Source organism: Micromonospora pisi (genome assembly GCF_003633685.1).
Lineage (GTDB): Bacteria > Actinomycetota > Actinomycetes > Mycobacteriales > Micromonosporaceae > Micromonospora_G > Micromonospora_G pisi.
The window spans coordinates 313,712-336,827 of the sequence record NZ_RBKT01000001.1 but is presented as its reverse complement, the minus strand read 5'-3'; the positions used below and the strand labels follow the sequence as shown (position 1 = coordinate 336,827).

The following is a 23,116-nucleotide window of genomic DNA, read 5'->3' as shown; positions in this document are numbered from 1 at the left end:
CCCCCGACTGCGGGTATCCGGCCAACCATGACAACTCCCGCCGACCGCAGCGCGGCCGACACCATCGTGCTGATCCACGGTCTCTGGATGACGCCGCGAAGCTGGGAGCAGTGGGTCGACCACTACACCCGCGCCGGCTTCCGGGTGCTCGCCCCCGCCTGGCCCGGCATGGAGGCCGACGTCGAGCAGCTCCGACGGGACCCGTCGCCGATCGCGCGCCTCAACATGGGCCGGATCATCGACCACTACGACCGGATCATCCGGGACCTGGACCGGCCGCCGATCATCATGGGGCACTCCTTCGGCGGGTCGTTCACCCAGGTGCTCGCCGACCGGGGACTCGGCGCGGCCGCAGTGGCGATCGACTCCGCCGGGGTCAAGGGGGTGCTGCGGGTGCCGCTGTCGACCCTACGGACGGCCTGGCCGATCCTGCGCAGCCTGGGCAACCGGAGCAAGGCCGTACCGCTGAGCCCGGCGCAGTTCCACTACGCCTTCACCAACACCCTGAGCCGGGAGGAGTCCAACCGGATCTACGGGCGCCAGCACGTGCCCGCCGCCGGAGGAGTGCTCTTCGAAGGGGCGATGGCGAACCTCAACCCGCGCTCGGCGCTAAGGATCAACTACGCCAACAGCGACCGGGCCCCGCTGCTCTTCATCGCCGGTGGCGCCGACCACGTCGCCCCACCCGCGCTGAACAAGTCGAACGCCGGCCGGTACCGGCGCTCCCGGGCCATCACCGGCTACCACGAGTTCCCCGGCCGGGCGCACTTCACCCTCGGGCAGCCGGGCTGGCAGCAGGTCGCCGACTACGCCCTCGAGTGGGCGGTCGAGGCGACCGCCACACACACGCCGGACTACCAGCGGAAACCGGCACCGGTGGCCGGCCACTGAGCCACCGCCCCTGGTGTCCGACCACACTGGCGCGCATCGAAACATGTCACAGGCGAGGATGTCGTACCCGCGACTGACCTCCTAGCCTCGGTGCACGCCGCGCCCCACCGCCGGCGTCTTCCCTTCAGGAGGGCGTCCATGAGGTTCCTCGTACGCACCGCCACGGCCGCCGTCGCGGCCCTGCTACTGCTCGTTCCCGGCACGGCCCCGGCCCAGGCCGCCGCCGACCCGTACACCAAGACCCCGGTGGCCGGCACGCTCGGCACATTCCAGGTGTCCGGGGTGTACGTAGCCGGGGTCTCCTCCGGCGGTTACCTCGCGACCCAGCTCCAGGTCGCCTACTCGAGCCGGATCAAGGGCGCCGCGGTCTTCGCCGCCGGGCCCTACTACTGTGCGCAGAACAACGTCAGCCAGGCGCTCTACGGCTGCGCCGACAACAGCCTGCCGACGTACCTGACCAACCTGCAGGCGTACACCCGCACCTGGGCCGGCTACGGCTGGGTCGACCCGGTCAGCCGCCTCTCCGGCCAGCCCGTCTACGTCTACCACGGCAACAACGACACGGCGATCAAGAAGTCGGTCACCGACGACCTGGTCAGGTACTACCAGAACTTCGGCGCCAGCGTGCAGTACGACAGCGGTTCCTCGGCCGGGCACGCCTGGGTCACGCCGTACGGCACCGGTGCCTGCACCGCCACCGTGTCGCCGTTCCTGAACGACTGCGGCACCGACCCGCAGAACGCCTTCCTGCGCAAACTGCTCGGCTCCGTCAGCGCACCGAACACCGGTCCGTTGACCGGCACGCTGACCAGCTTCAACCAGAACACGTTCGCGGTGAACGGGTACGCGGCCGGTCTGAGCATGGGCACGACCGGCTTCGCGTACGTGCCGTCGAGTTGCGCCGCCGGACAGTCCTGCCGCCTGCTGGTGGCGCTGCACGGCTGCCAGCAGGGTTACAACACCGTCGGTACGGCCTTCGTGGACCGGGCGAACCTCAACCAGTACGCCGACACCAACCGGGTGATCGTGCTCTACCCCCAGGCCACCGCGTCGGCGGTCAACCCGAACGGGTGCTGGGACTGGTGGGGTTACCTGGGTAGCACCGCGTACCCGATCAAGGGCGGGTTGCAGTTGGAGACGGTGATGAACATGGTGCGTCGCCTCGGCGGCTGAGTGAGGTGTTAGGAAGGGGCCCTTCCTATACAGAAAGCGATAACAAGGGGCCCTTCCTTACCCCGACGGCCAACCGGTGTTCAACCGGGCCGCCTAGCCTGCCGGCCATGACAGCTACCGCTCGACGGCTCGGGCTCGGCCTCGGTATCGGCGCGTTGACGCTCGCCGTACTCGCCGTGCCCACCGCCGCGGCCAACCTCATCGGGGCCGACCGTACCGAGGTCAACCTCACCGGGCAGGGTGGGCCGGCGAAGCCGTTCCGCCAGGCCACGCTCACCAACTTTGCCTCACTTCCGGCCCTGACCTGGGTACCGGGCAGCGAGCCCTCCGGTTCGCTGCTCGGCACCACCCCGGTCAACGGCGTCACCGCACCCTTCGCCGACCAGCCGGTGCAGGGTTTCAGCGGCGTCCAGCGCAACGCCGACGGCACCTTCGACGTGCTCTCCGACAACGGCTTCGGCAACAAGGCCAACAGCTCCGACTTCGTCCTGCGGATCCAGCGGATCGCGCCGAACTTCGACAGCGGCAGCGTCGACGTCCTCGGTGGTGTGAGCCTCACCGACCCCAACGGGTACGTACCGTTCGCGCTGACCCGACCCGACCGGGTGCTCACCGGCGCCGACTTCGACGTCGAGTCGATGGTGCGGGCCAAGGACGGCTCGTACTGGCTCGGTGACGAGTTCGGCCCGTACCTGCTCCACTTCGACCGGGCCGGCCGACTGCTCCAGGCTCCGGTGCCGCTGCCCGGCGTACGGGCCCCGGAGAACCCGGCGGGCCAGCCGAACCTGCCCAGCAGCAAGGGCTTCGAGGGCATGGCGCTCTCCCCGGACGGCCGCTCGCTCTACCCGCTGCTGGAGGGCACCGTCGCCGGTGACCCGGCCGGCGCGTTGCGGTTGTACCAGTTCGACCTGGTCGCGGGCCGCTACACCGGCACCTGGTGGACGTACCAGCTCGACTCGCCGAACCACGCGATCGGTGACGCGATCAGCGTCGACAACAACCGCATGCTGGTGATCGAGCGGGACGGCGGCGAGGGCGCGGGCGCCCTGGTCAAGAAGGTGTACCTGATCGACCGGCGGGACCGGGACCGGGACGGCAAGGTCGACAAGACCCTCGTCGCGGACCTGCTCAACCTCGCCAACCCGCACAACATCGGCGGGTTCGGGCCGGTCTTCCGGTTCCCGTTCACCACCATCGAGGGCCTGGTCGTGTTGGACGACCGGACGCTCGGCGTACTCAACGACAACAACTTCCCGTCGTCGAACGGGCGTACCCCGGGCCAGCCGGACAACAACGAGTTCATCACCATCCGGCTGAGCGCGAACCTGGACGCGGACAAGCGCATCCTGCCGTAACCGGAGCCACAAGGGAGCTGCCCCGGCCCCGCCGAGTGCGGACCGGGGCAGCTTGCCGTCGGCCGGGGGGAGCCGGCCGACGGGGGATCAGAGCAGGATGACCTTGCCGTTGTCGAGGTCGTAGCGGGCCCCGACGACGCCGAGGGTGCCGTTGGCGACCTTCTCCTGGACGATCTCGCTGTGGTCGAGCAGGTACTGCACCTGGGCGAGGACGTTGGCGCGTACGCCCGCCTCGACCACGTCGCCCGGGCCGCCCACCAGGGGCTCGACCACCGGGCGCAGTGCCGCCACGATGCTGCCGATGTGGCCGGCGGCCTCGCCGCCGTGCTCGATCACGTCGACGGTGGCGGTGATGGCGCCGCACCGCTCGTGGCCGAGCACCACGATCAGCGGCACCCCGAACTCCTCGATCGCGAACTCGATGCTGCCGAGCAGCAGGTCGTCCACGATGTTGCCGGCGACCCGGTTGTCGAACAGGTCACCCAGCCCCTGGTCGAAGAGGAGTTCCGGGGCGACCCGGGAGTCGGCGCAGCCGAGCGTGACCGCGAACGGGTGCTGCCCGGCGGCCAGGTCGTGCAGGTCCTTCATGGACTGGTGCGGGTGCCGGGCGTCGCCCTTGTAGAAGCGCTTGTTGCCGGCGAGCAGGCGGTTGAGGGCGGAGGTGGGGGTGAGCGCCGGCGGCTCCGTCGGGTGGGCGGAGGCCGGGGTGGCGAGGCCGAGGGCGCCGACCGCGCCGGCGGCGGTGAGTCCGCCCGCCGCGAGCACCGAGCGGCGAGAAACGGTCTGCTGAGACAAGGGGTGTCTCCTCGTGATGGGGACGAACGGGGAACGAGAGGATGCGCGCCGCCGACGAGGGTGTCCGGGTCGGCGGAACTTCGCCGATATTGCGCCTGTCCGAGGAGGGCGCGAAACCCCGATTCGGCACGCCGGACCGGACCGGTCCGGGCGACCTGCGCAAAGACAATTAGTCAGAAATTAGATAGTGATGTGGACAACTGCTGTTTTTCGTGTCCGGCACCACCCGGCCGGGCGCGGCTAAGGTGCCTCGATCCCGCCGTCCGGGCGACGTACCCGTGCGGACCACCGCTCGTGCAGGTGCGTCACCGGCGGGTACTTCGCCGCGACCCGCTCGTCGAGCTCGATGCCCCAGCCCGGTGCGTCGTTCGGGTAGAGGTAACCGTTGCGGGCCACCAGGGTGCCGGGGAATACCTCGAGGGCCGCCTCGTGGTATTCGTGTCCCTCCTGGATACCGAAGGCCGGCGTGGTCACGTCCAACGCCACGTTCGCCGCCGCGCCGATCGGCGAGACGTCGGCCGGCGCGTGCCAGGCGGTCTTCACCCCGGTCAGCTCGCAGAGCGCCACCAGTTTGCGGGTCGGGGTGAGCCCGCCGACCGCGGTGATGTGCAGCCGGAGCAGGTCCACCCCGCCGCCGAGGACCAGCCGGGCCGCGTCCGCGACCGAGCTGACCTGCTCGCCGACCGCGATCGGCACCGGTGACTCGGCCCGGATCTGCGGCAGCCGGTCGTACTCCTCGGGCGCGATCACGTCCTCGAGGAAGAAGAGTCGGTACGGCTCCAGGGCACGCGCCAGCAACACCACCTGCTTCGGACTGAGCCGGCTGTGGACGTCGTGCAGCAGCTCGACCTCCTCGCCCAACTCGCCACGGGCGGCGGCGAAGAGCGCCGGGGTGGTGCGCAGGTACTGCTGGACGTCCCAGCCGTCCGGGTACGGCTGCCCCGGATAGCCGCCACCGACCCCGGCGGCGCCGTACGCGCCCAGGCCCGGCTGTCCGACCTGGAGCCGGACGTGCCGGTAGCCGGCGGCCATGATCTCCCGGGCCTGGTCCAGCGTCTCCGCCACCGTCGCCCCACCCGCGTGCAGGTAACACTGGGCGGCGGCGCGGACCCGCCCGCCGAGCAACTCGTAGACCGGCATCCCGGCCCTCTTGCCAGCGATGTCCCAGAGCGCCAGGTCCACCCCGGCCAGCGCGTTGTTCGTCACCGGCCCGTTGCGCCAGTACGAGGAGAAGTGGACCATCCGGAAGATGTCCTCGATGTCGGCCGGGTGCCGGCCGATCAGCATCGGGGCCACGTGCTGTTCGATGGTGGCGACCACGGCGGTGAAACGCTGGGTGAAGGTGGCGCAGCCCAGCCCGTACAGGCCGGGTTCGTTGGTGTCGATCCGGACCACCACCAGCGGTGGGCCCTCGGGCGCGGTGACGATCGCCCGCACCCGGGTGATCCGCAACCCGTCCCGGGCCGGCCAGGGCGCCTGGGTCTCGGGCAGTACGGGCAGCTCAGCCTCGCTCATCAATCCTCTTCACGGGGGTCAGGGCAGCGGCGCGGGGTCGGGCGCGAACCGGTGTTCCGGTTGGAAGCCCAGCAGCTCCCGCGCGGCCCGGGTGTCGATCGCCGAGCAACGCCCGGGCAGGTCCGCGCGGCGCGGCACGTCAGGGTGGTAGCGGTCGAGCAACTCGGCGGTCGGGAACGGGGCGAGGATGTCGTCAGCGGCGACGAAGACCACGTGTGCGCCGGGCCCCGGCCGGGTCAGCCCGAGCCAGCAGGCGCGTGTCGCGTCCCGTACGTCCAGGTAGCTCCAGAGCTCCCGGGCACCGGACCCCGGGTCCCGGGCGAACTCGGCGGCGCGTCGGGCCAGCCGGTCGTCCCGCTCGCCCACGAACGGCAGCCGCAGCGCGACGACACTGCCGCCGTGCCGCCGGGCCATCATCGCCGCGGTCGCCTCGTCGGCCTGCTTGCCGAGCGCGTACGCGTCGGTCACCTGCAACGGCAGCCCCTCGTCCACCGGCACGTACGCCGGGTGCAGGTCGACCTGCGCCCAGGGCAGACCGGTGACGGAGAAGCTGGAGGCGATCACCGCGCGCCGTACGCCGGCCTGGCCGGCCTCCTCCAGCACGGCGAAGGTCGCCCGGGTGTTGCGGTTGAAGACCGCGTGCGCGGTGTCCAGGGTCGGCGCCGGGATCGCCGCCAGGTGCACCACGGCGTCGACTCCGGCCAGCGCCGACCGGACCGTCTCCGGGTCGCCCGCGTCGCCCACCACCACCCGATCCGCCGCCAGGTCGTCGGCCTTCTCCAGGACCAGCGCGGTCGCCGGCACGCCCCGGGCGGCCAGGAAGGTCAGCATTGCCCGGCCGATCAGTCCGGCGGCGCCGGTCACCAGGACCCGCCGTGGGGCCACGGTGCTCACGCCCGCGGTGCCTTCACCGACGTCGCGTCCGTCCCGGCGAGCCGCCGGACGGCGAGTTCGGCCAGGAGCGCCGCCCCGTCGGCGAGCACACTGTCGTCGAACGCCGCTCGCGGGGAGTGGTTGCTCGGCGCCGTCTTCGGGTCGTCACCGGCGCACGCGCCGAGGAAGACGTACGCGCCGGGCACCCGGTCCAGCACCCGGGAGAAGTCCTCGGAGCCGGTCATCGGGTCGACCAGGTCCTCGAACCGGTCCGGGCCGAAGACGTCCCGTACGGTCGCCGCGGCGAACTCGTACTCGTCGGCGTCGTTGACCGTCGCCGGGTACTCCTGCTCGTACCGGACCTCCACCCGCATCCCGTGCGCGGCGGCGATGTGCTCGCAGAGCGCGAGGGCGTACTCGCCGGCCTGGGCGCTGGTGGCGGTGGAGAAGCTGCGTACGGTCGCCTCGAAGGTCGCGTCGTCCGGGATGATGTTGCGCTTCGTGCCGGCCTGGAACACCCCGACGGTCAGCACCACGGGGTCGAAGACGTTGAACCGCCGGGTGACCATGGCTTGCAGCGCGGTGACCATCTCGGCGGCGACCGGGATCGGGTCGAGCGTGCGGTGCGGGGTGGAACCGTGCCCGCCGGCCCCGACCACCCGCACGAAGAGTCCGGCGGAGGCGGCCATCAGCGGTCCGGGACGGGCGGAGAAGACCCCCCGGGGGACGGTGGAGGAGAGCACGTGCAGCCCGTACGCGGCGTCGACCGGGCGTCCGGCGGCGGTCAGCACCCCCTCGGAGATCATGTGCGCGGCGCCGTCGAGGCCCTCCTCGCCGGGTTGGAACATGAAGACCACGTCCCCGGCGAGTTCGTCGCGTCGGGCGCTGAGCAGTCGGGCGGCCCCGACCAGGCCGGCGGTGTGCAGGTCGTGCCCGCAGGCGTGCATCACCCCGTGGTGGCGGGAGCTGTACGGCAGGCCGCTCGCCTCGGTCACCGGCAGCGCGTCCATGTCGCCCCGGAGCAGCACCACCGGACCGGGGCGCCCACCGCGCAGCACGGCGGTGACGGAGGAGAGACCGGTCCCGGTGCTGATCTCCAGCGGGAGTGGGGCGAGCGCGGCGAGCACCCGTTCCTGGGTACGGGGCAGGTCGAGGCCGATCTCGGGTATCTGGTGCAGCTCCCGCCGCAGCAGCGCCAACTCGTCCTGTAGTGACGCGGCGTCCTCGCGCAGGCCCATCTTTCCTCCCCAGCCGGGTCGCCGACGGGGCACCGACGACCGGTGAGCCGGTGCCGGGCAGCCCACGATCGAATCCTAACGACCTTGGCGGTCGCGGCGCGCGTCCGTGCGGCCCGGGTTGTCGCCGTTGCCCGGCGGGCCTCACCGGTGCTGGCGCCGCCAGGCGGTCTCCCGGGCCTCGTGCGCGAGATGTTCCTCCAGCACCGCCTCCCGGAGGCTGCGCCGCGACCCGGCGAGCAGGATCAGCTCACCGCCGACCAGCGCGACGCAGATCCCGGCGAGTACGCCGAGTGCCACGAGTGCGGGAAGGTCGACGGCGAGGGGGATCAACACGCCGGTCAGGACGATCGCGCCCACCCGGGTCCAGGTCAACGTGCCCAGGATGCGTAGCTGGAAGCAGAGGTGGCCGAGCAGGTAGAGGCCCAGCCCACCGTAGAGCAGGGTGATCGCGACCGGGTGCATCGGGACGTGCGCCACGTCCGGGTCGCCGATGTGCTTGAGCGCCTCCTTGCCACCGAGCGAGAGCAGCATCAGCCCGGCGATGATCGGCAGGTGCAGGTAGATGTAGGCGTCCCGGGCGAGCATCACCCGGTCGACCCCGCGCGCGGCGTGCAGGGCCTGTTCGGCGGCGAGCGCCACGATGTCGAAGTACGCCCACCACAGGGCGGCGGTGATCACGATGCCGAGGACCGCCGCGATCACCAGCGGCCAGGTGATCGGGTGCGGGACCTGGGTGCCGCCCACGCCGACCGAGATGATCAGCTCACCGAACGCGACCAGCAGGATCAGCGAGAACCGTTCGGCCCAGTGCCCGGCCGAGGCGATCCGCCAACCGTGCGGGGCGGCCAGGTAGCCGGCGGTGTACTCGACCAGGACGGCGAGCGCCCAGAGACCGATCTGGGTCCAGGTACGGATCGTCCCCGCCGGCAGGTGTTCCGGTAGCAACGCGGCGAGCAGCAGGAACGCGGTGGCGAGCACGATCGTCGCGCTGACCCGGATCATCTGTGCGTTCAGCTGCGGCTGGTCCGCGCTGACGTGCCACTGCAACGCGACGAAGAGGATCCGGACCACGAAGTAGCAGCAGGCGAAGACGAGCGGTCCGGAGAGGCCGCCGCGGATGTCGACGAAGGCCTCGGAGATGGTCAGTGCCACGATGAAGATCGCGGCCATGACGGTGAACATCACCACCGGCACCATGCCCTCGCCGGAGCGGATGCTGTTGCCCGCCCAGGCGTAGGCGACCCAGCACCACCAGAGCAAGGAAATGATCAGCAGGGCGTGGACCAGGCTGATTCCGTTGAGGTCGTCGGTGGTCGCGCGGGCGATGTTGAAGAAGGCGTAGACGAAGACCAGGTCGAAGAAGAGCTCCAGCCGGTTGACCCGGGTGCCCTCGGCGGCGGCCCGGATCCGCAGCGGGCGCCGTGCGCTCCAATCGGGCACCGCTACGAGCCCGCCTCGGTCGGCAGCAGGTGGCGCACCTGTGGGGGCCCGTCGGCCAGTGCCACCGCCCGCTGCTCCGCCTCCCGGTCGGCGCCGGTCAGCCGGCCGCCGTGCTGGCGCAGATGCTCGTCCCAGGAGGGCAGCTGGTAGACCTCGACAAAACACGCCGGTGACTCGCCCTCCCGGTACAGACCCCACCGGGTCGCGCCGGTGCGTTGCCGCGAACCCCGTACCTCCTCCATCGCGTCGACGAACGCCACCTCGTGCTCGGCCCGCACCACGTACGTCACGATGACCACCACGGGTCCGATCCGTGGGTCCGGTTCATGGGTCAGTCGCAGCGCCGGCCAGTAGCTCTCCGGGTCCTGGTTGCTGCCACGCAGGTCGGGCAGGGGCCAGAGCCGTACCGTGAACGCGCCGAGCAACATCAGCGCGGCGGCGGCGAGGTGCGCGGCGACCAGCCCGGCCATGTCGCCCACCACTCCCCAGGCCAGGGCGCCGAGCGCCTGCCCACCGGCGAAGACCACCTGGTAGACCGCGAGACCGCGGGCGCGTACCCAGCCGGGCAGGTAGAGCTGGATCTCCGCGTTGAGGTTCGACAGCACGGTCACCCACGCCAGCCCGGCCGGAACCAGGGCGACCAGCACCACCGGCAGGCTCGACACCAGTGCGACCACGGTCAGCGCCCCGCCATAGAGCAGACCGGCGACGAACAGGAACGCCCCGGCGGTCAGGTGCACCCGTACCCAGGGCAGCACCAGTCCACCGGCGATCGCGCCGACCCCCAGGGCGGCGAGCAGCACGCCGTACCCGCTGGAGCCGAGGCCGAGCCGCCGGTTGGCGACCAGCGGCAGCAATGCCCAGAGTGCGCTGCCCGGTACGAGGAAGAGCAGCGCCCGGAACAGCAACCGCCGGACCACCGGGGAGTGACGGACGAAACGCCCCCCGGCGCGCAGCGCGGCGGTGAACCGCTCCGGCACCTCCACCGCGCGGGCGTGGTCGGTGCGCCAGCGGTACAACGCGAACCCGAAGATCAGTACGGCGATGGCGTTGAGCGCGAAGAGCGGCGCGACACCGGCGCGGGCGATCAGCAGACCGGCGATCGCCGGGCCGATCGAGCGGGCCGCGTTCACACTGATCGAACCGAGTGCGGAGGCGGACTGGAGCTGAGCGCGTGGCACCAGCTCCGGGATGATCGCCGCCCAGCAGGGCAGGGTCAGCGCCTGGCCGACCCCGATGGCGAAGGTGAGGGTGAGCAGCAGCGCCGGCGGCATCCGGCCGGTGGCGGTGAGAACGGTCAGCAGTACGCCGACGGCGGCCAGGTAGAGCTGCACCGCGATGAGCAGGTGCCGTCGGTCGAACGCGTCGGCCAACGCCCCGGCCGGCAGCGCGAGCAGCAGGATCGGCAGCATGCTCGCGGTCTGTACCAGCGAGACCAGGGTCGAGGCGTTGCGTTCCTCGATCAGCAGCCACTGGGCGCCGACGGTCTGCATCCAGGTGCCGATGTTCGCGGCGAGCAGGGCCAGCCACAGGTTGCGGTATGCGGCGCCGCGCAGTGGTGCCCAGGCCGAGGTCGTGGGCTCGGCGGTCGCGGGGCCGGCGCTTACCACCTGCCGTCGGCGCGGAGAACTTCCTGGCCCGAGACGTACAGGTCGTCGGGCTCCAGGAGCAGCAGCCGCACCACTTCCCGGGCCACCTGTTCCGGCTCGGCGTACACCTCGTCGAGGAACTCGGCGCCGACCCGTTCCTGGAGCCTGGTGTGCATCGGCCCCGGGTGGATCTGCATCACCTTGATGCCGCTGGTCCCCTCGGCCTGGGCGAGGGACTCGACCAGGCTCTTGCCGAAGTTCTTGGTCGCCCGGTAGACCGGAATCCCGGGTCGGGGCTTGTCCACGGCCATGGCGCCGATGTACACCACGTTGCCCCGGCCGTGTTCCCGCATCCGGATCAGCGTCTCGCGCAGCAGGTACGCCGTGCCCAGGACGTTGACGTCGATCGCCTTGTGCAGCATCTCCGGCGACATCTCCTCCAGCGCCCCGCCGGCCCACATGGTGGCGCAGTGGGCCAACCCGTCGATGGCGCCGTACCGCCGGCTGACCTCGTCGAGGGCGTGCGCGACCTGGTCGTACGAGGAGACGTCGCAGGTCGTGCCGGCGCACTCGAGTTCGCTGGTGGTGGCGGCGACCTCGTCGGCGACGTTGCCCAGTACGAAGACCCGGTGGTCGACGGTGAGCATCCGGGCGATCTCCAGCCCGAGGCCGCTGGTGCCGCCGGCCACGACGAACGTCCTCGCGCCCATGTCGCCTCCAGCCCGCCGGATGTGCCGTACCCAGCGACACTGTCATCCGTTCCCGGGCGCGTGGGGCGAGCCGGTCGAGATGTCGCCCGATCGGGGTGGCCGCGTGAGTGCCGGGGAGCCGGGGAGCCGGGGAGCCGGCGGGAGAATTGACCTGTTCCGGTGCTGACCAGGCGATCGGGGTGAGGGCGACGGGCGTTTCCGGCGGCGTCATCTAGGGTTGCCGGGGGCTTGGCGGGCCCGCACTGCTTCAGGATGGAACTTCGTGGCGATTTCTCAGGGTGGAACTTCATGGCGAACCCGGCGATCCTGACCGTCGACGACGACCCCGCAGTCTCCCGTGCCGTGGCGCGCGACGTCCGGCGCCGGTACGGCGACCGGTACCGGGTGGTCCGGGCGGACTCCGGTGAGGCGGCGCTGGCCGCGCTGCGGGAGATCAAGCTGCGCGGCGAGCAGGTCGCGGTGATCCTGGCCGACTACCGGATGCCGGTGATGAACGGCATCCAGTTCCTGGAAGCGGCGATGGATCTCTTCCCACGGGCCCGGCGGGTGCTGCTGACCGCGTACGCCGACACCGATGCCGCGATCGACGCGATCAACATCGTCGATCTGGACCACTACCTGCTCAAGCCCTGGGATCCGCCGGAGGAGAAGCTCTACCCGGTGCTCGACAACCTGCTCGAGCTCTGGGCCGCCACCCCGGACACCAGCGCCACCGAGACCCGGGTGATCGGGCACCGGTGGTCGGCGCCGTCGTTCGCCGTACGTGACTTCCTCGCCCGCAACCTGGTCCCGTTCCGCTGGCTGCTCGCCGACGAGCCGGAGGGGGGCCGGCTGCTCGCGGCCGCCGACCTGAGTCCCGCCGACGTACCGGTCGTGATCACCTCCGACGGCAAGGCACTGGCCATGCCGAGCGAGTCGGACCTGGCCAGCCACGTCGGCCTCAGCACCACACCCGCGTCCGACTTCTACGACGTGATCGTGGTCGGTGCCGGCCCGGCCGGGCTGGGCGCGGCGGTCTACGCCGCCTCCGAGGGGCTGCGTACGGTCCTGGTCGAGCAGCGGGCCACCGGTGGGCAGGCCGGGCAGAGCAGCCGGATCGAGAACTACCTCGGCTTCCCCGAGGGGGTGTCCGGGGCGCAGTTGACCGACCGTGCCCGCCGCCAGGCGCTGAAGTTCGGCGCGGAGATCCTCAGCACCCGGGAGGTGGTCGGCCTGGAGGCGGCCGGCACCGCCCGGCTGCTCCGCTTCGGCGACGGTACGTCACTCGCCGCGCACGCCGCGGTGCTGGCCACCGGGGTCGCCTACCGGCGGCTCGACGCGCCGGGCCTGTCCGATCTCACCGGTCGTGGGGTCTTCTACGGCTCGGCGGCGACCGAGGCGCCCAGTTGCAGCGGCGAGGACATCTACATCGTCGGCGGCGCGAACTCGGCCGGCCAGGCGGCGCTGCACTTCGCCCGGTACGCCCGCCGGGTGCACATCCTCATCCGTGGCGCCAGCCTGACGTCGTCGATGTCGCGTTACCTGATCGAGCAGGTCGAACGCGAGCCCTGCATCACCGTGCACCCGCACACCGAGGTGGTTGGCGGGTACGGCGACGAGCACCTGGAGACCCTGACGGTCTGTGACCGGAGCACCGGCACCACCCGTACCGTCAAGACGTCCTGGCTGTTCATCTTCATCGGCGCCGAACCCCGGACGAACTGGCTGGAGGGCGTGGTCTCCCGGGACGCGCGCGGTTTCATCGTCACCGGACCCGCGCTCCTGCGCGACGGGCAGCGCCCCGCCGGCTGGTCACTGCCCCGGGACCCGTACCACCTGGAATCCAGCCTGCCCGGGGTGTTCGCCGCGGGCGACGTGCGCGCAGACTCGGTGAAGCGGGTCGCGTCGGCCGTCGGCGAGGGCGCCATGGCAGTCACGGTCGTACACCGGTATCTGGAGGCGCAGTGAGTGACCAGGGAACCGACCGGCTGGGTCGGGAAGAGTTGCGCACCCTGTTCCTGTTCGAGGCGTTGACCGACGAGCAACTCGACTGGCTCGCCGAGCAGGGGCGGGTCGAGCGGCGCGACGCGGAGACCAACATCTTCGCCGAGGGCGAACTGGCCACCTGCTTCTACGTGCTGCTGCGCGGCACCGTGATGCAGTCCGGCCGGGTACGCGGCGAAGAGGTCGAGGTCACCCGGACCAGCAAGCGGGGTGTCTACGGCGGTGCGATCCGGGCGTACATGCCGGACGACCCGGACCAGCGGTACGCCAACACGCTGCGGGCGATCACCGACTGTGAGCTGTTCGTGCTGCCGGCGACGGCCTTCGCCACCGCCATGCGGGACTGGTTCCCGATGGCGGTGCACCTGCTCGAAGGGCTCTTCTACGGCATGCGCCGGACCCAGACCCGGCTCGGCGAGCGGGAGCGGCTGCTCGCCCTCGGCGCGCTCTCGGCCGGGCTCACCCACGAGCTGAACAACCCCGCCGCCGCGGCCGTACGGGCCACCGCGACGCTGCGCGGCCAGGTCGCCGGAATGCGCCACAAGCTCGCCATGATCGCCGATGGGCGGCTCGACGGTTCCCGGTTGCACCAGCTGGTCGAGCTGCAGGACGACGCGGTCAAGCGGGCGGCCGGCGCGCCGGAACTTTCCGCACTGGAGACCAGCGACGCCGAGGACACCCTGACCGACTGGCTCGACGAGCACGGTTTCGCGGACGGCTGGCGGTTGGCACCCTCGCTGGTCGCCGCCGGGATCGACACCGACTGGTTGGACCAGGTCGCGCTCGCGGTCGGCACGGAGAACCTCGACCCGGCCGTGCGGTGGCTGACCTACACGGTCGAGACCGAGCAGCTCATGCGGGAAATCGACGACGCGGTCGGACGGATTTCCGGCCTGGTCGGCGCGGCCAAGCAGTATTCCCAGCTGGACCGGGCGCCGTACCAGGTCGTCGACGTGCATGACCTGCTCACCGCCACGCTCACCATCATGAAGGCGAAGATCCCGGCCGGGGTGCGGAAGGTCAAGGAGTACGGCCAGGGCCTGCCCGCCATTCCCGCGTACGCGGCCGAGCTGAACCAGGTCTGGACCAACCTGATCGACAACGCGCTCGGGGCGATGGGGGAGACCGGCACGCTCTCCATCCGTACCGCCCGGGAGGGCGACATGCTGGTGGTCGAGATCGGCGACACCGGACCGGGCATTCCGCCGGAGGTCCGGGACCGCATCTTCGAGCCGTTCTTCACCACCAAGCCGGTCGGCGAGGGGACCGGCCTCGGTCTCGACATCTCGTACCGGATCGTGGTGACCAAGCACCGGGGCGACATCCGGGTCGAGTCGCGGCCCGGTGACACCCGGTTCCGGGTCTACCTGCCGATCAGCCCGCCGCCGGTCGTGCTCACCGACGCGGAGCCGACCGCCGGGCCGACCGCCGGCAGGTGACGGCCGGGGGCGGCGGCCCGGAAAACGGGTTGCCCCGGCGACTACGGTGCGAAGGATGAGCGAAGACCGGGAAAAGGTGCTGCGCGCGTTCCTCAAGGACGACCGGTTGGTGGCGATCCCGACCAAGGCCGGCAAGCGTCGGGTGCTGCTGGAGCACATCGTCACCTCGTTCGAGCCCGGGGTACGGCTGACCGAACGGGAGGTCGACGCGGTGCTGCGGGCGTTCTACGAGCCGGACTGGGTGTCGTTGCGTCGCTACCTGATCAGCGAGGGGCTGATGTCCCGGGAGAACGGAATCTACTGGCGTACCGGTGGTCCGGTCGACGTCTGACCGCCAACGACCCGGAGCGACCCGGCGGACGCCGACCCGCCGCGATCCGGGCCGGGTCGGCGTCCGTTACGGCTCAGCCCTGGTTCAGCAGCGGCGCCAGCGCCCGGAGCTGGGCCAACTGGTCTGCGGCGTTGCCGGCGAGCGGCTGCACGCAGACATGGTCGGCGCCGGCGTCGTGGTGCGCCCGGATCCGTTCGGCGACCTGCTCCGGTTCGCCCCAGGCCACGATCGCGTCGACCAGGGCGTCGCTGCCTCCGTCGGCGAGGTCCCGTTCCTCCCAGCCGAGCGCCCGCATGTGCTGGTAGTAGTTCGGCATCGCGAGGTATCCGGTGGTGAACGCCCGCCCGACGGCCCTGGCCCGCTCCGGGTCGGTCGTCAGCACGACCGTCTGCTCGGGTGCGAGCACCGGTTCGGGGCCGAGGATCGTACGGGCCTTGGCGGTGTGCTCCGGCGTGACGAAGTACGGGTGGGCGCCGTCGGTACGTTCCGCCGCCAGCTCCAGCATGCCCTGCCGGAGCGCGGCCAGCATCCGGGGCGCGGGGGCCGACAGTGGCCCCTCGTACTGGACCGCGTCCATGGCGTCGAGGTAGTCACGCATCGCCGAGAGCGGCTTGCGGTAGTCGTGCCCCCGGCTGGAGACGAGGGGCGCGTGGCTCACCCCGAGGCCCAGGACAAACCGGCCCCCGTACGCTTCGGCCAGCGCGTTCGCCCCGTTTGACGCGGCGGTGGCGTCGCGGCCCCAGATGTTGACGATGCCGGTGGCGACCATCAGGTCCCGGGTGGCGTTGAGCAGGAGTCCGGCGTGGACGAGCGCCTCCTTGCTCGCCGGGGTCTCACCCACCCACACGGTCCCGTAACCGAGGTCCTCGATCTCGGACACCAGCGCGCCGGCGGCCGAGGCCGACTCCTGGCTCAACCGGCTGCTCCAGACCCCGACCCGGCCCATTCGTTGCCGCAACTGGGCCAGGTCCACACCGCTGGGGCGTTCCTGCTGCATCGACCCTCACCGCCTCACTTCTCGGGTCGGCCGACATCGTTCCGGCCGCTGATCTGGATCTTATGGCGCCGACCGGGTCGCGGTCCGGTCACCGCTCCGGAAGGTCCGGCGTGGTCCGGCGTGGTCCGGCAGGAAGGTTGAGGAAAACGACGAGGCGTCACCCACTCCGGCGCACTGCGACGGGACGCGCCGTCGGGGTGACCGGAGCGGGCCGACGAGTGCTGGCATGATCTGTTCCGGCAGCGCCAGTTCCAGTCACCCTACGTGGAGGACGAGCGCGGATGCGCGACGAGAAGATCGGCGAGTTCCTGGACCGGCTCGCCGACCGGGTGCCGGCGCCCGGCGGCGGCGCCACCGCGGCCCTGCACGCCGCGCAGGCGGCGGCACTGGTCGGGATGGTGGCCCGGTACAGCACCGGCGAACGGTACGCAGAACACCAGGCGGCGATCGACCGGATCGTGGGCGCCAGTGACGCTCTCCGGGCGGACGCGCTCCGGCTGGCGGCCGAGGACGCCGCCGCTTTCACCGCCGTCACCGAGGCCTACCGACTGCCGAGGGACTCCGAGGAGCAGCGCGTCGACCGGTCGGCCGCGATAGCCACCGCCCTGGTCGGCGCGGCGCAGCCCCCGGTCCAGGTGATCGCGGTCGCCGCCGAGGTGCTGACGTTGGCGGAGGAGCTGCTGCCGATCGGCAACCCGAACGTCAGCACCGACGTGGCCGCCGCCGCCGAGGCCGCCCGTGCCGCCGCCACCACCGCCCGGGTCAACGTCGAGGTCAACCTCGCCGGTGTCCGGGAGCACACCGCCCGGGCCACGCTCGTCGCGGGAACCGACCGGGTCGACGACCTCGCCGCTCGCGCGGACCGGTTGACCGCCACCGTACGGCGGGGGATCGCCGGATGAGCGGGCTGATCCTGAGCGGTCGTGAACTTGCCGCCGCGCTCCGGGCCGACACCGCCCGACAGGCCGCCGCGCTCACCGACGCCGGGACACCGCCCAGACTCGCGGTCGTGGTCGCCACCGACGACGAGGCCAGCGCCGGGTACGTCCGCTCGATCAGCACGGCGGCGGTCAAGCTCGGCATCGTCTGCAAGGTGCTCGACCTCGGTGCCGACGCGGAACTGGCGACGATCCGGGCCACCCTGGCCGCGCTGAGCGCCGACGATCTGGTGCACGGCATCATCCTGCAGACCCCGCTGCCGGGCGGGGTGAGGCTGGAGGAGCTGACCGGGGCGATCGCGGTGGAGAAGGACGTCGACGGGGCGAATCCGCTCAGTCTCGGCCGGCTCGCCGCAGGGCTGTCCGCGTACCCGCCCGCGACGGCCGCGGCGGTGCTGGCCGTTCTCGACCACCACGGGGTCGAATTGGCCGGGCGCCGGGCGGTGGTGATCGGACGTTCCACCGTGGTCGGCAAACCCGTCGCGCATCTGCTGCTGGAACGGCACGCCACGGTGACGGTCTGCCATTCGCGTACCCCCGACCTGGCCGCGGTCACCTGCACCGCCGACGTCCTGGTCGCCGCCGTCGGCCGGCCCGGCCTGGTCACCGCGGGACACGTGAAGCGGGGGGCGGTGGTGGTCGACGTCGGCACCAACCCGACGCCGGACGGTGGTCTCGTCGGTGACGTGGACGCGGGCCCGGTCGCCGAGCAGGCCGCCGGACTCACCCCGGTTCCCGGCGGGGTCGGTCCGGTGACCACGGCACTGCTGCTGAATCACACCGTACGGGCGGCGACCGCGTTGACCCGGCCGGCGTCCACGGGGTAGCAGGGGATCGACGGGTAGCCATTGACCGCTCGGTGCCCGGCATGCTCCGATGGGCGGTATCGCCACGGCGTCGGGGGCAACCGCGCCGGCCGGCGGAGCCGGATCAGACACCAGGTGGTGGGCGACCTCCGCGCCGATGGCATCCCCCGGGCTCGATCGGGAAGCTGTCCGGCGCTGCACGTCGCCGTCACCGCGCGAACTGACCGTGCTGGCGTTGCCGCCAGGGCGTCCGATCGGTGATGGGACATCATGCGAGCTGCTCCGGGGAGTGTCGAGTCGGCCACGGCTGTGGCCTGGTGGCGTAACCGTTTTGTCTGGGTCGCGGTGATCCTGTTGGGGGTCTCGGCCACCGTCGTGCTACTGGTCGAGCGCGCCGGCTCCGGTCCGGCGTCCGCCGACCACCTGTTCGGTCAGCTCGATCGTCGCCTGGTGGCGACGCTGGAGCAACTGGAGCCGGAGCAGCACCAGGGCCACGGTGAGCACGCGCGGGACGTGGCCGAGGAGACGAGGATCGTCTGCGGGGTACGGGTGTTCGGCGTCGAGCCGGCGGAGGCGACCACCGTCTCGGAGGTCCGCACGGCGTACGGGTTCCATCTCTGCGGTGTGGCGGAGCCGAACCGGCCGTGGGACTGGGCGGTGAAGCTGGTCGGGCCGATCGTGGTGGCGATGGACTCCGAGCCTCCGGTGGTGCAGGTGGCCGAGGCGACCACCGAGGTGCCCTTCGTCGAGCGGGTGCGTCAGCTCTTTCCGGAGCGTTACCAGGAGCAGGCGTTGAAGGAGTCGCTGGGGGAGCAGTCGATGCGTGAGCTGCGCCAGCGCTACGACCAGGCCGCCGGTCTCTGATTTTCTCGTCGGGCGGACGGGCCCGATCCTTCGTGGTGCACCCGGCCCCGGGGCGGGGAACGCTTGGCCGCATCGGAACTCATAATTTACGAAATATTATTGACACGCCCCCGTAATGGATTGCAGGATCTTGGAAGCAACTGGGAGTACCGGGCACGACCTGTCCGACCGGCGGTCGGCCCACCTCCCTCGAAGATCTCCGGGCGCTGTGCGCCGCAGTTCTAGCCGGCAGGTGTGCCATGTCCACGTTGGACACCACGAACGGGGTCTCGGCCGGGCGGCGCGGGTCCCGGAGCGAGGTCGAGCCGGAACACGAGCAGCTCCCCGACGAAGACCGGTGAGTGTCCCGGTGCGGCGTCCGTCCCTCTCGCAGCAAAGGAATCCAATGTGAAACGACATCTGCTCACCGGCCTACTCGCCCTCACCACCGGTCTGCTGATCGCCCCCGTACCCGCCCAGGCCAGCGCCACCGCGGACACCGCGGCGGGTGCGAAGCCGGCACCCGCCCAGGTGCTCAGCCCGACGCCGTACCAGGGGTGGAACACCTACTTCGGTCTCGGCGGCGACTTCAGCGAGCAGTCCGTACGGGAGGTCGCCGACGCCATGGTCAGCCGTGGCCTCGCCAAGGCGGGTTACGACATCGTCTGGCTCGACGGCGGCTGGCAGGATCCCGAGCCGCGTACGGCCGCCGGTGACCTGCAGGCCGACCGGACCCGTTTCCCGAACGGGTTGCAGCCGCTGGTCGACTACATCCACGCCAAGGGCCTGAAGGCCGGTATCTACACCGACGCCGGACCGTACATCCCCGGCAAGTGCGGACTCGGCAGCGGCGGCGGCTACTACCAGCGCGACGCGGACCAGTTCGCCGCCTGGAAGTTCGACGCGGTGAAGGTGGACTTCCTCTGCGGGATCGCCGCCGACCTGGACCCGAAGACGGTCTACACCGAGTTCGCGCGGGCGCTGCGGAACAACGCCAGCGGCCGGCCGATCATCTTCAACCTCTGCAACCCGGTGACCTCGCCCGACTGGGGCAACTACCCGGAAGAGCAGCAGTCGACGTACTCCTGGAGCTACGCACCGGAGATCGCGCAGTCCTGGCGGACCTACACCGACGTCGGCTTTGTCGGCGACATCAAGTTCAAGGACGTGCTGCGCAACTACGACGCCAACGCGCGGCACCCCGAGGTCGCCGGTCCCGGGCACTTCAACGACCCGGACTACCTGGCCCCCGGCCTGGGCATGAGCGGCGAGGAATTCCGTACCCAGATGACGCTCTGGTCCATGGCCGCCGCGCCGTTGGTCATCGGCAGCGACGTCCGCAAGCTCAACCAGGCATCGATCGACATCCTCGCCGACCGTGAGGCACTGGCGATCAACCAGGACCCCGCCGGCGTGCAGGCCGTACGGGTCGGCGCCGCCGGTACGACGGAGACGTGGGTCAAGCGGCTCGCCGACGGCGACCGGGCCGTGATGCTGCTGAACCGGGGCGAGAGCCCGAAGATCCTCACCACGAAGGCATCCTCGGTCGGCCTCTCCGGGGCCCGCTTCACCGTCGAGAACGCGTGGACCAACCAGGTCACCGAGAGCGCCGGCACCATCAGCGCCGCCGTCGCGGCCCACGGCGCGGCACTGTTCCGGGTCGGCCCGAACCGGGGCCTCCCCGGCGTACCGCACGTCACCTCCGGCCTGCCGCAGGTGACGCGGGTCGGCGCCGCCGCCCTGCCGGACGGCACGGCACCGGTCCTCGCCGGTGGCGACGAGGCTCGGGTCGAGGTCGTCGTACGCAACGACGGGCTGCTGCCGGTCCTCGCGCCGCAGGTCACGCTCGCTGCACCCAGCGGCTGGACGGTCCGTCCGATCGGCCGGGCGCCGGTGGCGTTGACCAGTGGCCAGTCCACCACCCTCGCCTTCACGGTGACCGTCCCGGCGGCGACCGCTCCCGGCACCGCCACCCTGACCGCCACCACCACGTACGAGGCGGTCGGGCACGGGCGGCTGCGGCAGGTGACGGTCTCCACGGTGGTGCTCGCCCCGACACCGCCACAGGGCGAGGTCGCGCTCTCGCACCACACCTGGATCAGCGCCACCAGCGGGTGGATGAGCCCGACGATCGATCTGAGTGTTGGTGGCTGGACGCCGATCAGCGTGGTGGGCCAGGTCCACCCGACCGGGATCGGGGTGGCCTCGCCGTCGACGATCCGTTACTACACGGGTGCCAAGTGCCGCCAGCTGACCGGCCTCGTCGGCATCGACGACGCGGTCCGCAACGTCGGACCCGAGGGTGGCACGGCGACCTTCCAGGTGGTCGGTGACGGCCGTGTCCTGTTCGACAGCGGGGTGGTGGGCCGGGACGATCCCCGCCAGTTCGACGTCGACCTGACCGGTGTCCGCGTGCTCGACCTGGTGGTCGGCGACGCGGGTGACGGTGGCTACAACGACCGTGCCAACTGGGTCGGCCTGAACGCCAGCTGCTGATCCGTCGGAGTCGCGCCCAGGTGACCCGGTCACCTGGGCGCGCTCCTGTGTGAGACCTCTTGACTTCGAGTGCGCTCGAAGGTCGAAAGTGGACTCCGACGCCCGGTGTCTGGCCGGGAGGGAGAGGAAACACCATGAGGTACCGCACGATCGGCACGGACCCGCGGACCCGACGCGAGGTGAGCGTCCTCAGCCTCGGGGCCATGCTCTTCGGCACCGCCACCGACGAGGCCACCTCGTACGCCATCCTTGACCGGTACGTGGAGGCTGGCGGCACCTTTGTCGACACCTCGGACAACTACGCGTTCTGGCAGAACGGTGGACAGGGCGGGGAGAGCGAGGAACTGCTCGGCCGTTGGCGGCGCAGCCGGGGCATCGGCGACGAGATCGTCATCGCGACCAAGCTCGGCGCCCGCCCGTTGGCCCCCGGCACCAGCTACACGGACAACGCGGAGGGGCTCTCCGCGAAGGTGATCCGCGAGTCGGCCGAGCGCAGCCGGGAACGGCTCGGCATGGCCCGGCTCGACCTGCTGTACGCGCACATCGAGGACCGGACGGTGCCGCTGGAGGAGACCGTGGAGGCCTTCGGCGAGCTGGTCGCCGAGGGCAGCGTGGGTCTGCTGGGGGCGAGCAACCACCGGGCCTGGCGGGTGGAGAGGGCGCGCAACATCGCCGCCGCCGCCGGCCTGCCCGGGTACGAGGTGCTCCAGTACCACCACACGCACCTGACGCGGCGTACCGACCTGCCGAGCGAGCTGGATCCCGACGGCGACCCCGGTTCGGTCGGCCCGGAGCTCGCCAGCTACCTGCGGGTCGAGCCCACCCTGACGCTGGTCGCGTACTCGCCGCTGGCTAGGGGCTCCTACGCCCGCCCGGACAAGCCGTTCGGCCCGGCGTACGACCTGCCCAGTGCCCCTGGCCGGCTGGCCGTGCTGCGCGAGGTGGCGGCGCAGACCGGGGCGACGGTCAACCAGGTGGTGCTGGCCTGGCTGATGGGTGGCGTCACACCGGCGATCCCACTGGTCGGGGCCTCCTCGGTGGCCCAGCTCGACGAGAGCATCGAAGCGGTGGAACTGGAGTTGACCGACGAGCAGCGGGCCCGCCTCGACCAGGCCGGCTGACCGGTCCGCCTCGACCTGACCCGCGCGGTTGCGCTCAGTCCGCTCCGGTCAGGTCGAGGCGCCAGTCGTGGGAACGCATCATCCGGCCCGGTGGATACTCGAACTCGGTCTCGCCGAGCAGGGTGAAACCGGCCTTGCGACAGACCGCGTTCGAGGCCGGGTTCCCCACCGACGGGTACGCGTGGGCGTACCGGTGGCGGCGCCGGTCGCGGGCCACCTCGACCACGGCCCGGACCGCCGCGGTGGCCAGGCCCCGCCCCTGGTGCTCGGGGAGGATCGCCCAGCCCATCTCGTAGACCGTCTCGTCGTGCCAGAGGCGTTCCCAGTAACCGACGCTGCCGACCTTCAGGTCTTCCGTCGGCAGCACCACGGTGAACATGCACCCCTGGTCGGTGTCGGCGAAACGCACGTACCGCTCGTGTCGTACGAGCACCTGCTCGCCGGACTCGGGGCCGCCGGTGTGCCGGCGGACCTCCGGGGTGTTGAGACGGCGCAGCAGGTCGAGGTCGCCGGAGTCCCATGGCGCGATCAGCACCTCGGTCATGTCCCGCCCTTCGCCCACGGTGGCCTGGATGGTGCGATC

At 71.4% G+C, this 23,116-nt stretch carries 20 protein-coding genes; 11 read left to right on the top strand and 9 right to left on the bottom strand.

The features are described from left to right. Positions 1 to 27 precede the first annotated feature (27 nt). The 3 genes from BDK92_RS01450 (at position 28) to BDK92_RS01440 (ending at position 3,419) form a co-directional block, all read left to right on the top strand. Positions 28 to 891, top strand: a complete 864-nt coding sequence (locus BDK92_RS01450; RefSeq protein ID WP_121153861.1) for an alpha/beta hydrolase — start codon at positions 28 to 30, stop codon at positions 889 to 891. A gap of 138 nt (positions 892 to 1,029) precedes the next feature. Continuing rightward, positions 1,030 to 2,064 (top strand): extracellular catalytic domain type 2 short-chain-length polyhydroxyalkanoate depolymerase, encoded by a 1,035-nt coding sequence (locus tag BDK92_RS01445; RefSeq protein WP_121153859.1) that lies wholly within the window; start codon positions 1,030 to 1,032, stop codon positions 2,062 to 2,064. Positions 2,065 to 2,171: 107 nt separating this feature from the next. Further along, positions 2,172 to 3,419: an esterase-like activity of phytase family protein gene (locus tag BDK92_RS01440; protein WP_121153857.1), complete on the top strand. Its 1,248-nt coding sequence runs from the start codon at positions 2,172 to 2,174 to the stop codon at positions 3,417 to 3,419. Positions 3,420 to 3,506: 87 nt separating this feature from the next. Here the strand turns inward: BDK92_RS01440 and BDK92_RS01435 are convergent, their stop codons facing one another. The 7 genes from BDK92_RS01435 to BDK92_RS01405 form a co-directional block, all read right to left on the bottom strand. Beyond that, a complete protein-coding gene (locus tag BDK92_RS01435; protein ID WP_121153855.1) occupies positions 3,507 to 4,214 on the bottom strand; it encodes a carbonic anhydrase in 708 nt (235 codons plus the stop codon). A 240-nt stretch (positions 4,215 to 4,454) separates the two neighbouring features. Next, positions 4,455 to 5,729: an enolase C-terminal domain-like protein gene (locus tag BDK92_RS01430; RefSeq protein WP_121153853.1), complete on the bottom strand. Its 1,275-nt coding sequence runs from the start codon at positions 5,727 to 5,729 to the stop codon at positions 4,455 to 4,457. Between the two features lie 18 nt (positions 5,730 to 5,747). Further along, the gene (locus tag BDK92_RS01425) at positions 5,748 to 6,623 is read right to left on the bottom strand and encodes an NAD-dependent epimerase/dehydratase family protein (protein ID WP_246016717.1); all 876 of its coding nucleotides are present in this window, start codon (positions 6,621 to 6,623) and stop codon (positions 5,748 to 5,750) included. Beyond that, entirely contained in the window at positions 6,620 to 7,840 is a 1,221-nt protein-coding gene (locus tag BDK92_RS01420) for a M20 metallopeptidase family protein (RefSeq protein ID WP_121153851.1), read from the bottom strand. The genes BDK92_RS01425 and BDK92_RS01420 overlap by 4 nt, the downstream gene beginning before the upstream one ends. A gap of 141 nt (positions 7,841 to 7,981) precedes the next feature. Then, positions 7,982 to 9,280, bottom strand: a complete 1,299-nt coding sequence (locus BDK92_RS01415) for a low temperature requirement protein A (RefSeq protein WP_121153849.1) — start codon at positions 9,278 to 9,280, stop codon at positions 7,982 to 7,984. Between the two features lie 2 nt (positions 9,281 to 9,282). Further along, complete coding sequence (locus tag BDK92_RS01410) at positions 9,283 to 10,890, bottom strand: MFS transporter (RefSeq protein WP_121153847.1); 1,608 nt, start codon at positions 10,888 to 10,890, stop codon at positions 9,283 to 9,285. Continuing rightward, the gene (locus tag BDK92_RS01405; protein WP_121153845.1) at positions 10,884 to 11,579 is read right to left on the bottom strand and encodes an SDR family oxidoreductase; all 696 of its coding nucleotides are present in this window, start codon (positions 11,577 to 11,579) and stop codon (positions 10,884 to 10,886) included. The genes BDK92_RS01410 and BDK92_RS01405 overlap by 7 nt, the downstream gene beginning before the upstream one ends. A gap of 288 nt (positions 11,580 to 11,867) precedes the next feature. On the opposite strand from BDK92_RS01405, the gene BDK92_RS40730 reads away from it, so the two are divergent. From BDK92_RS40730 to BDK92_RS01390, 3 genes are read left to right on the top strand one after another with little or no spacing between them, the layout of a single operon-like run. Further along, positions 11,868 to 13,526 carry an NAD(P)/FAD-dependent oxidoreductase gene (locus BDK92_RS40730; protein ID WP_121153843.1) on the top strand — a complete coding sequence of 553 codons (1,659 nt, stop codon included), beginning with the start codon at positions 11,868 to 11,870 and terminating at the stop codon, positions 13,524 to 13,526. Beyond that, positions 13,523 to 15,001 carry an ATP-binding protein gene (locus BDK92_RS01395; RefSeq protein ID WP_121153841.1) on the top strand — a complete coding sequence of 493 codons (1,479 nt, stop codon included), beginning with the start codon at positions 13,523 to 13,525 and terminating at the stop codon, positions 14,999 to 15,001. The genes BDK92_RS40730 and BDK92_RS01395 overlap by 4 nt, the downstream gene beginning before the upstream one ends. Positions 15,002 to 15,056: 55 nt before the next feature. After that, a complete protein-coding gene (locus BDK92_RS01390; RefSeq protein WP_121153839.1) occupies positions 15,057 to 15,332 on the top strand; it encodes a DUF2087 domain-containing protein in 276 nt (91 codons plus the stop codon). A gap of 73 nt (positions 15,333 to 15,405) precedes the next feature. Here the strand turns inward: BDK92_RS01390 and BDK92_RS01385 are convergent, their stop codons facing one another. Beyond that, positions 15,406 to 16,329 (bottom strand): TIGR03620 family F420-dependent LLM class oxidoreductase, encoded by a 924-nt coding sequence (locus BDK92_RS01385; protein ID WP_121153837.1) that lies wholly within the window; start codon positions 16,327 to 16,329, stop codon positions 15,406 to 15,408. A gap of 281 nt (positions 16,330 to 16,610) precedes the next feature. On the opposite strand from BDK92_RS01385, the gene BDK92_RS01380 reads away from it, so the two are divergent. From BDK92_RS01380 to BDK92_RS01360, 5 genes are all read left to right on the top strand, one after another. Further along, positions 16,611 to 17,231 (top strand): cyclodeaminase/cyclohydrolase family protein, encoded by a 621-nt coding sequence (locus BDK92_RS01380; RefSeq protein ID WP_121153835.1) that lies wholly within the window; start codon positions 16,611 to 16,613, stop codon positions 17,229 to 17,231. After that, positions 17,228 to 18,094, top strand: coding sequence for a bifunctional 5,10-methylenetetrahydrofolate dehydrogenase/5,10-methenyltetrahydrofolate cyclohydrolase (locus BDK92_RS01375; protein ID WP_121153833.1), 867 nt, complete (start codon positions 17,228 to 17,230; stop codon positions 18,092 to 18,094). Before BDK92_RS01380 ends, BDK92_RS01375 begins: the two co-directional genes overlap by 4 nt. A gap of 249 nt (positions 18,095 to 18,343) precedes the next feature. Continuing rightward, positions 18,344 to 18,937 (top strand): hypothetical protein, encoded by a 594-nt coding sequence (locus BDK92_RS01370; RefSeq protein ID WP_121153831.1) that lies wholly within the window; start codon positions 18,344 to 18,346, stop codon positions 18,935 to 18,937. Positions 18,938 to 19,324: 387 nt separating this feature from the next. Further along, entirely contained in the window at positions 19,325 to 21,412 is a 2,088-nt protein-coding gene (locus BDK92_RS01365; RefSeq protein ID WP_121153829.1) for an NPCBM/NEW2 domain-containing protein, read from the top strand. Positions 21,413 to 21,546: 134 nt separating this feature from the next. Next, complete coding sequence (locus tag BDK92_RS01360; RefSeq protein ID WP_121153827.1) at positions 21,547 to 22,533, top strand: aldo/keto reductase; 987 nt, start codon at positions 21,547 to 21,549, stop codon at positions 22,531 to 22,533. 34 nt (positions 22,534 to 22,567) lie between these two features. Here BDK92_RS01360 and BDK92_RS01355 read toward each other — a convergent pair whose 3' ends face one another. Continuing rightward, a complete protein-coding gene (locus BDK92_RS01355) occupies positions 22,568 to 23,077 on the bottom strand; it encodes a GNAT family N-acetyltransferase (RefSeq protein WP_121161467.1) in 510 nt (169 codons plus the stop codon). Between the last annotated feature and the right edge of the window lie 39 nt (positions 23,078 to 23,116).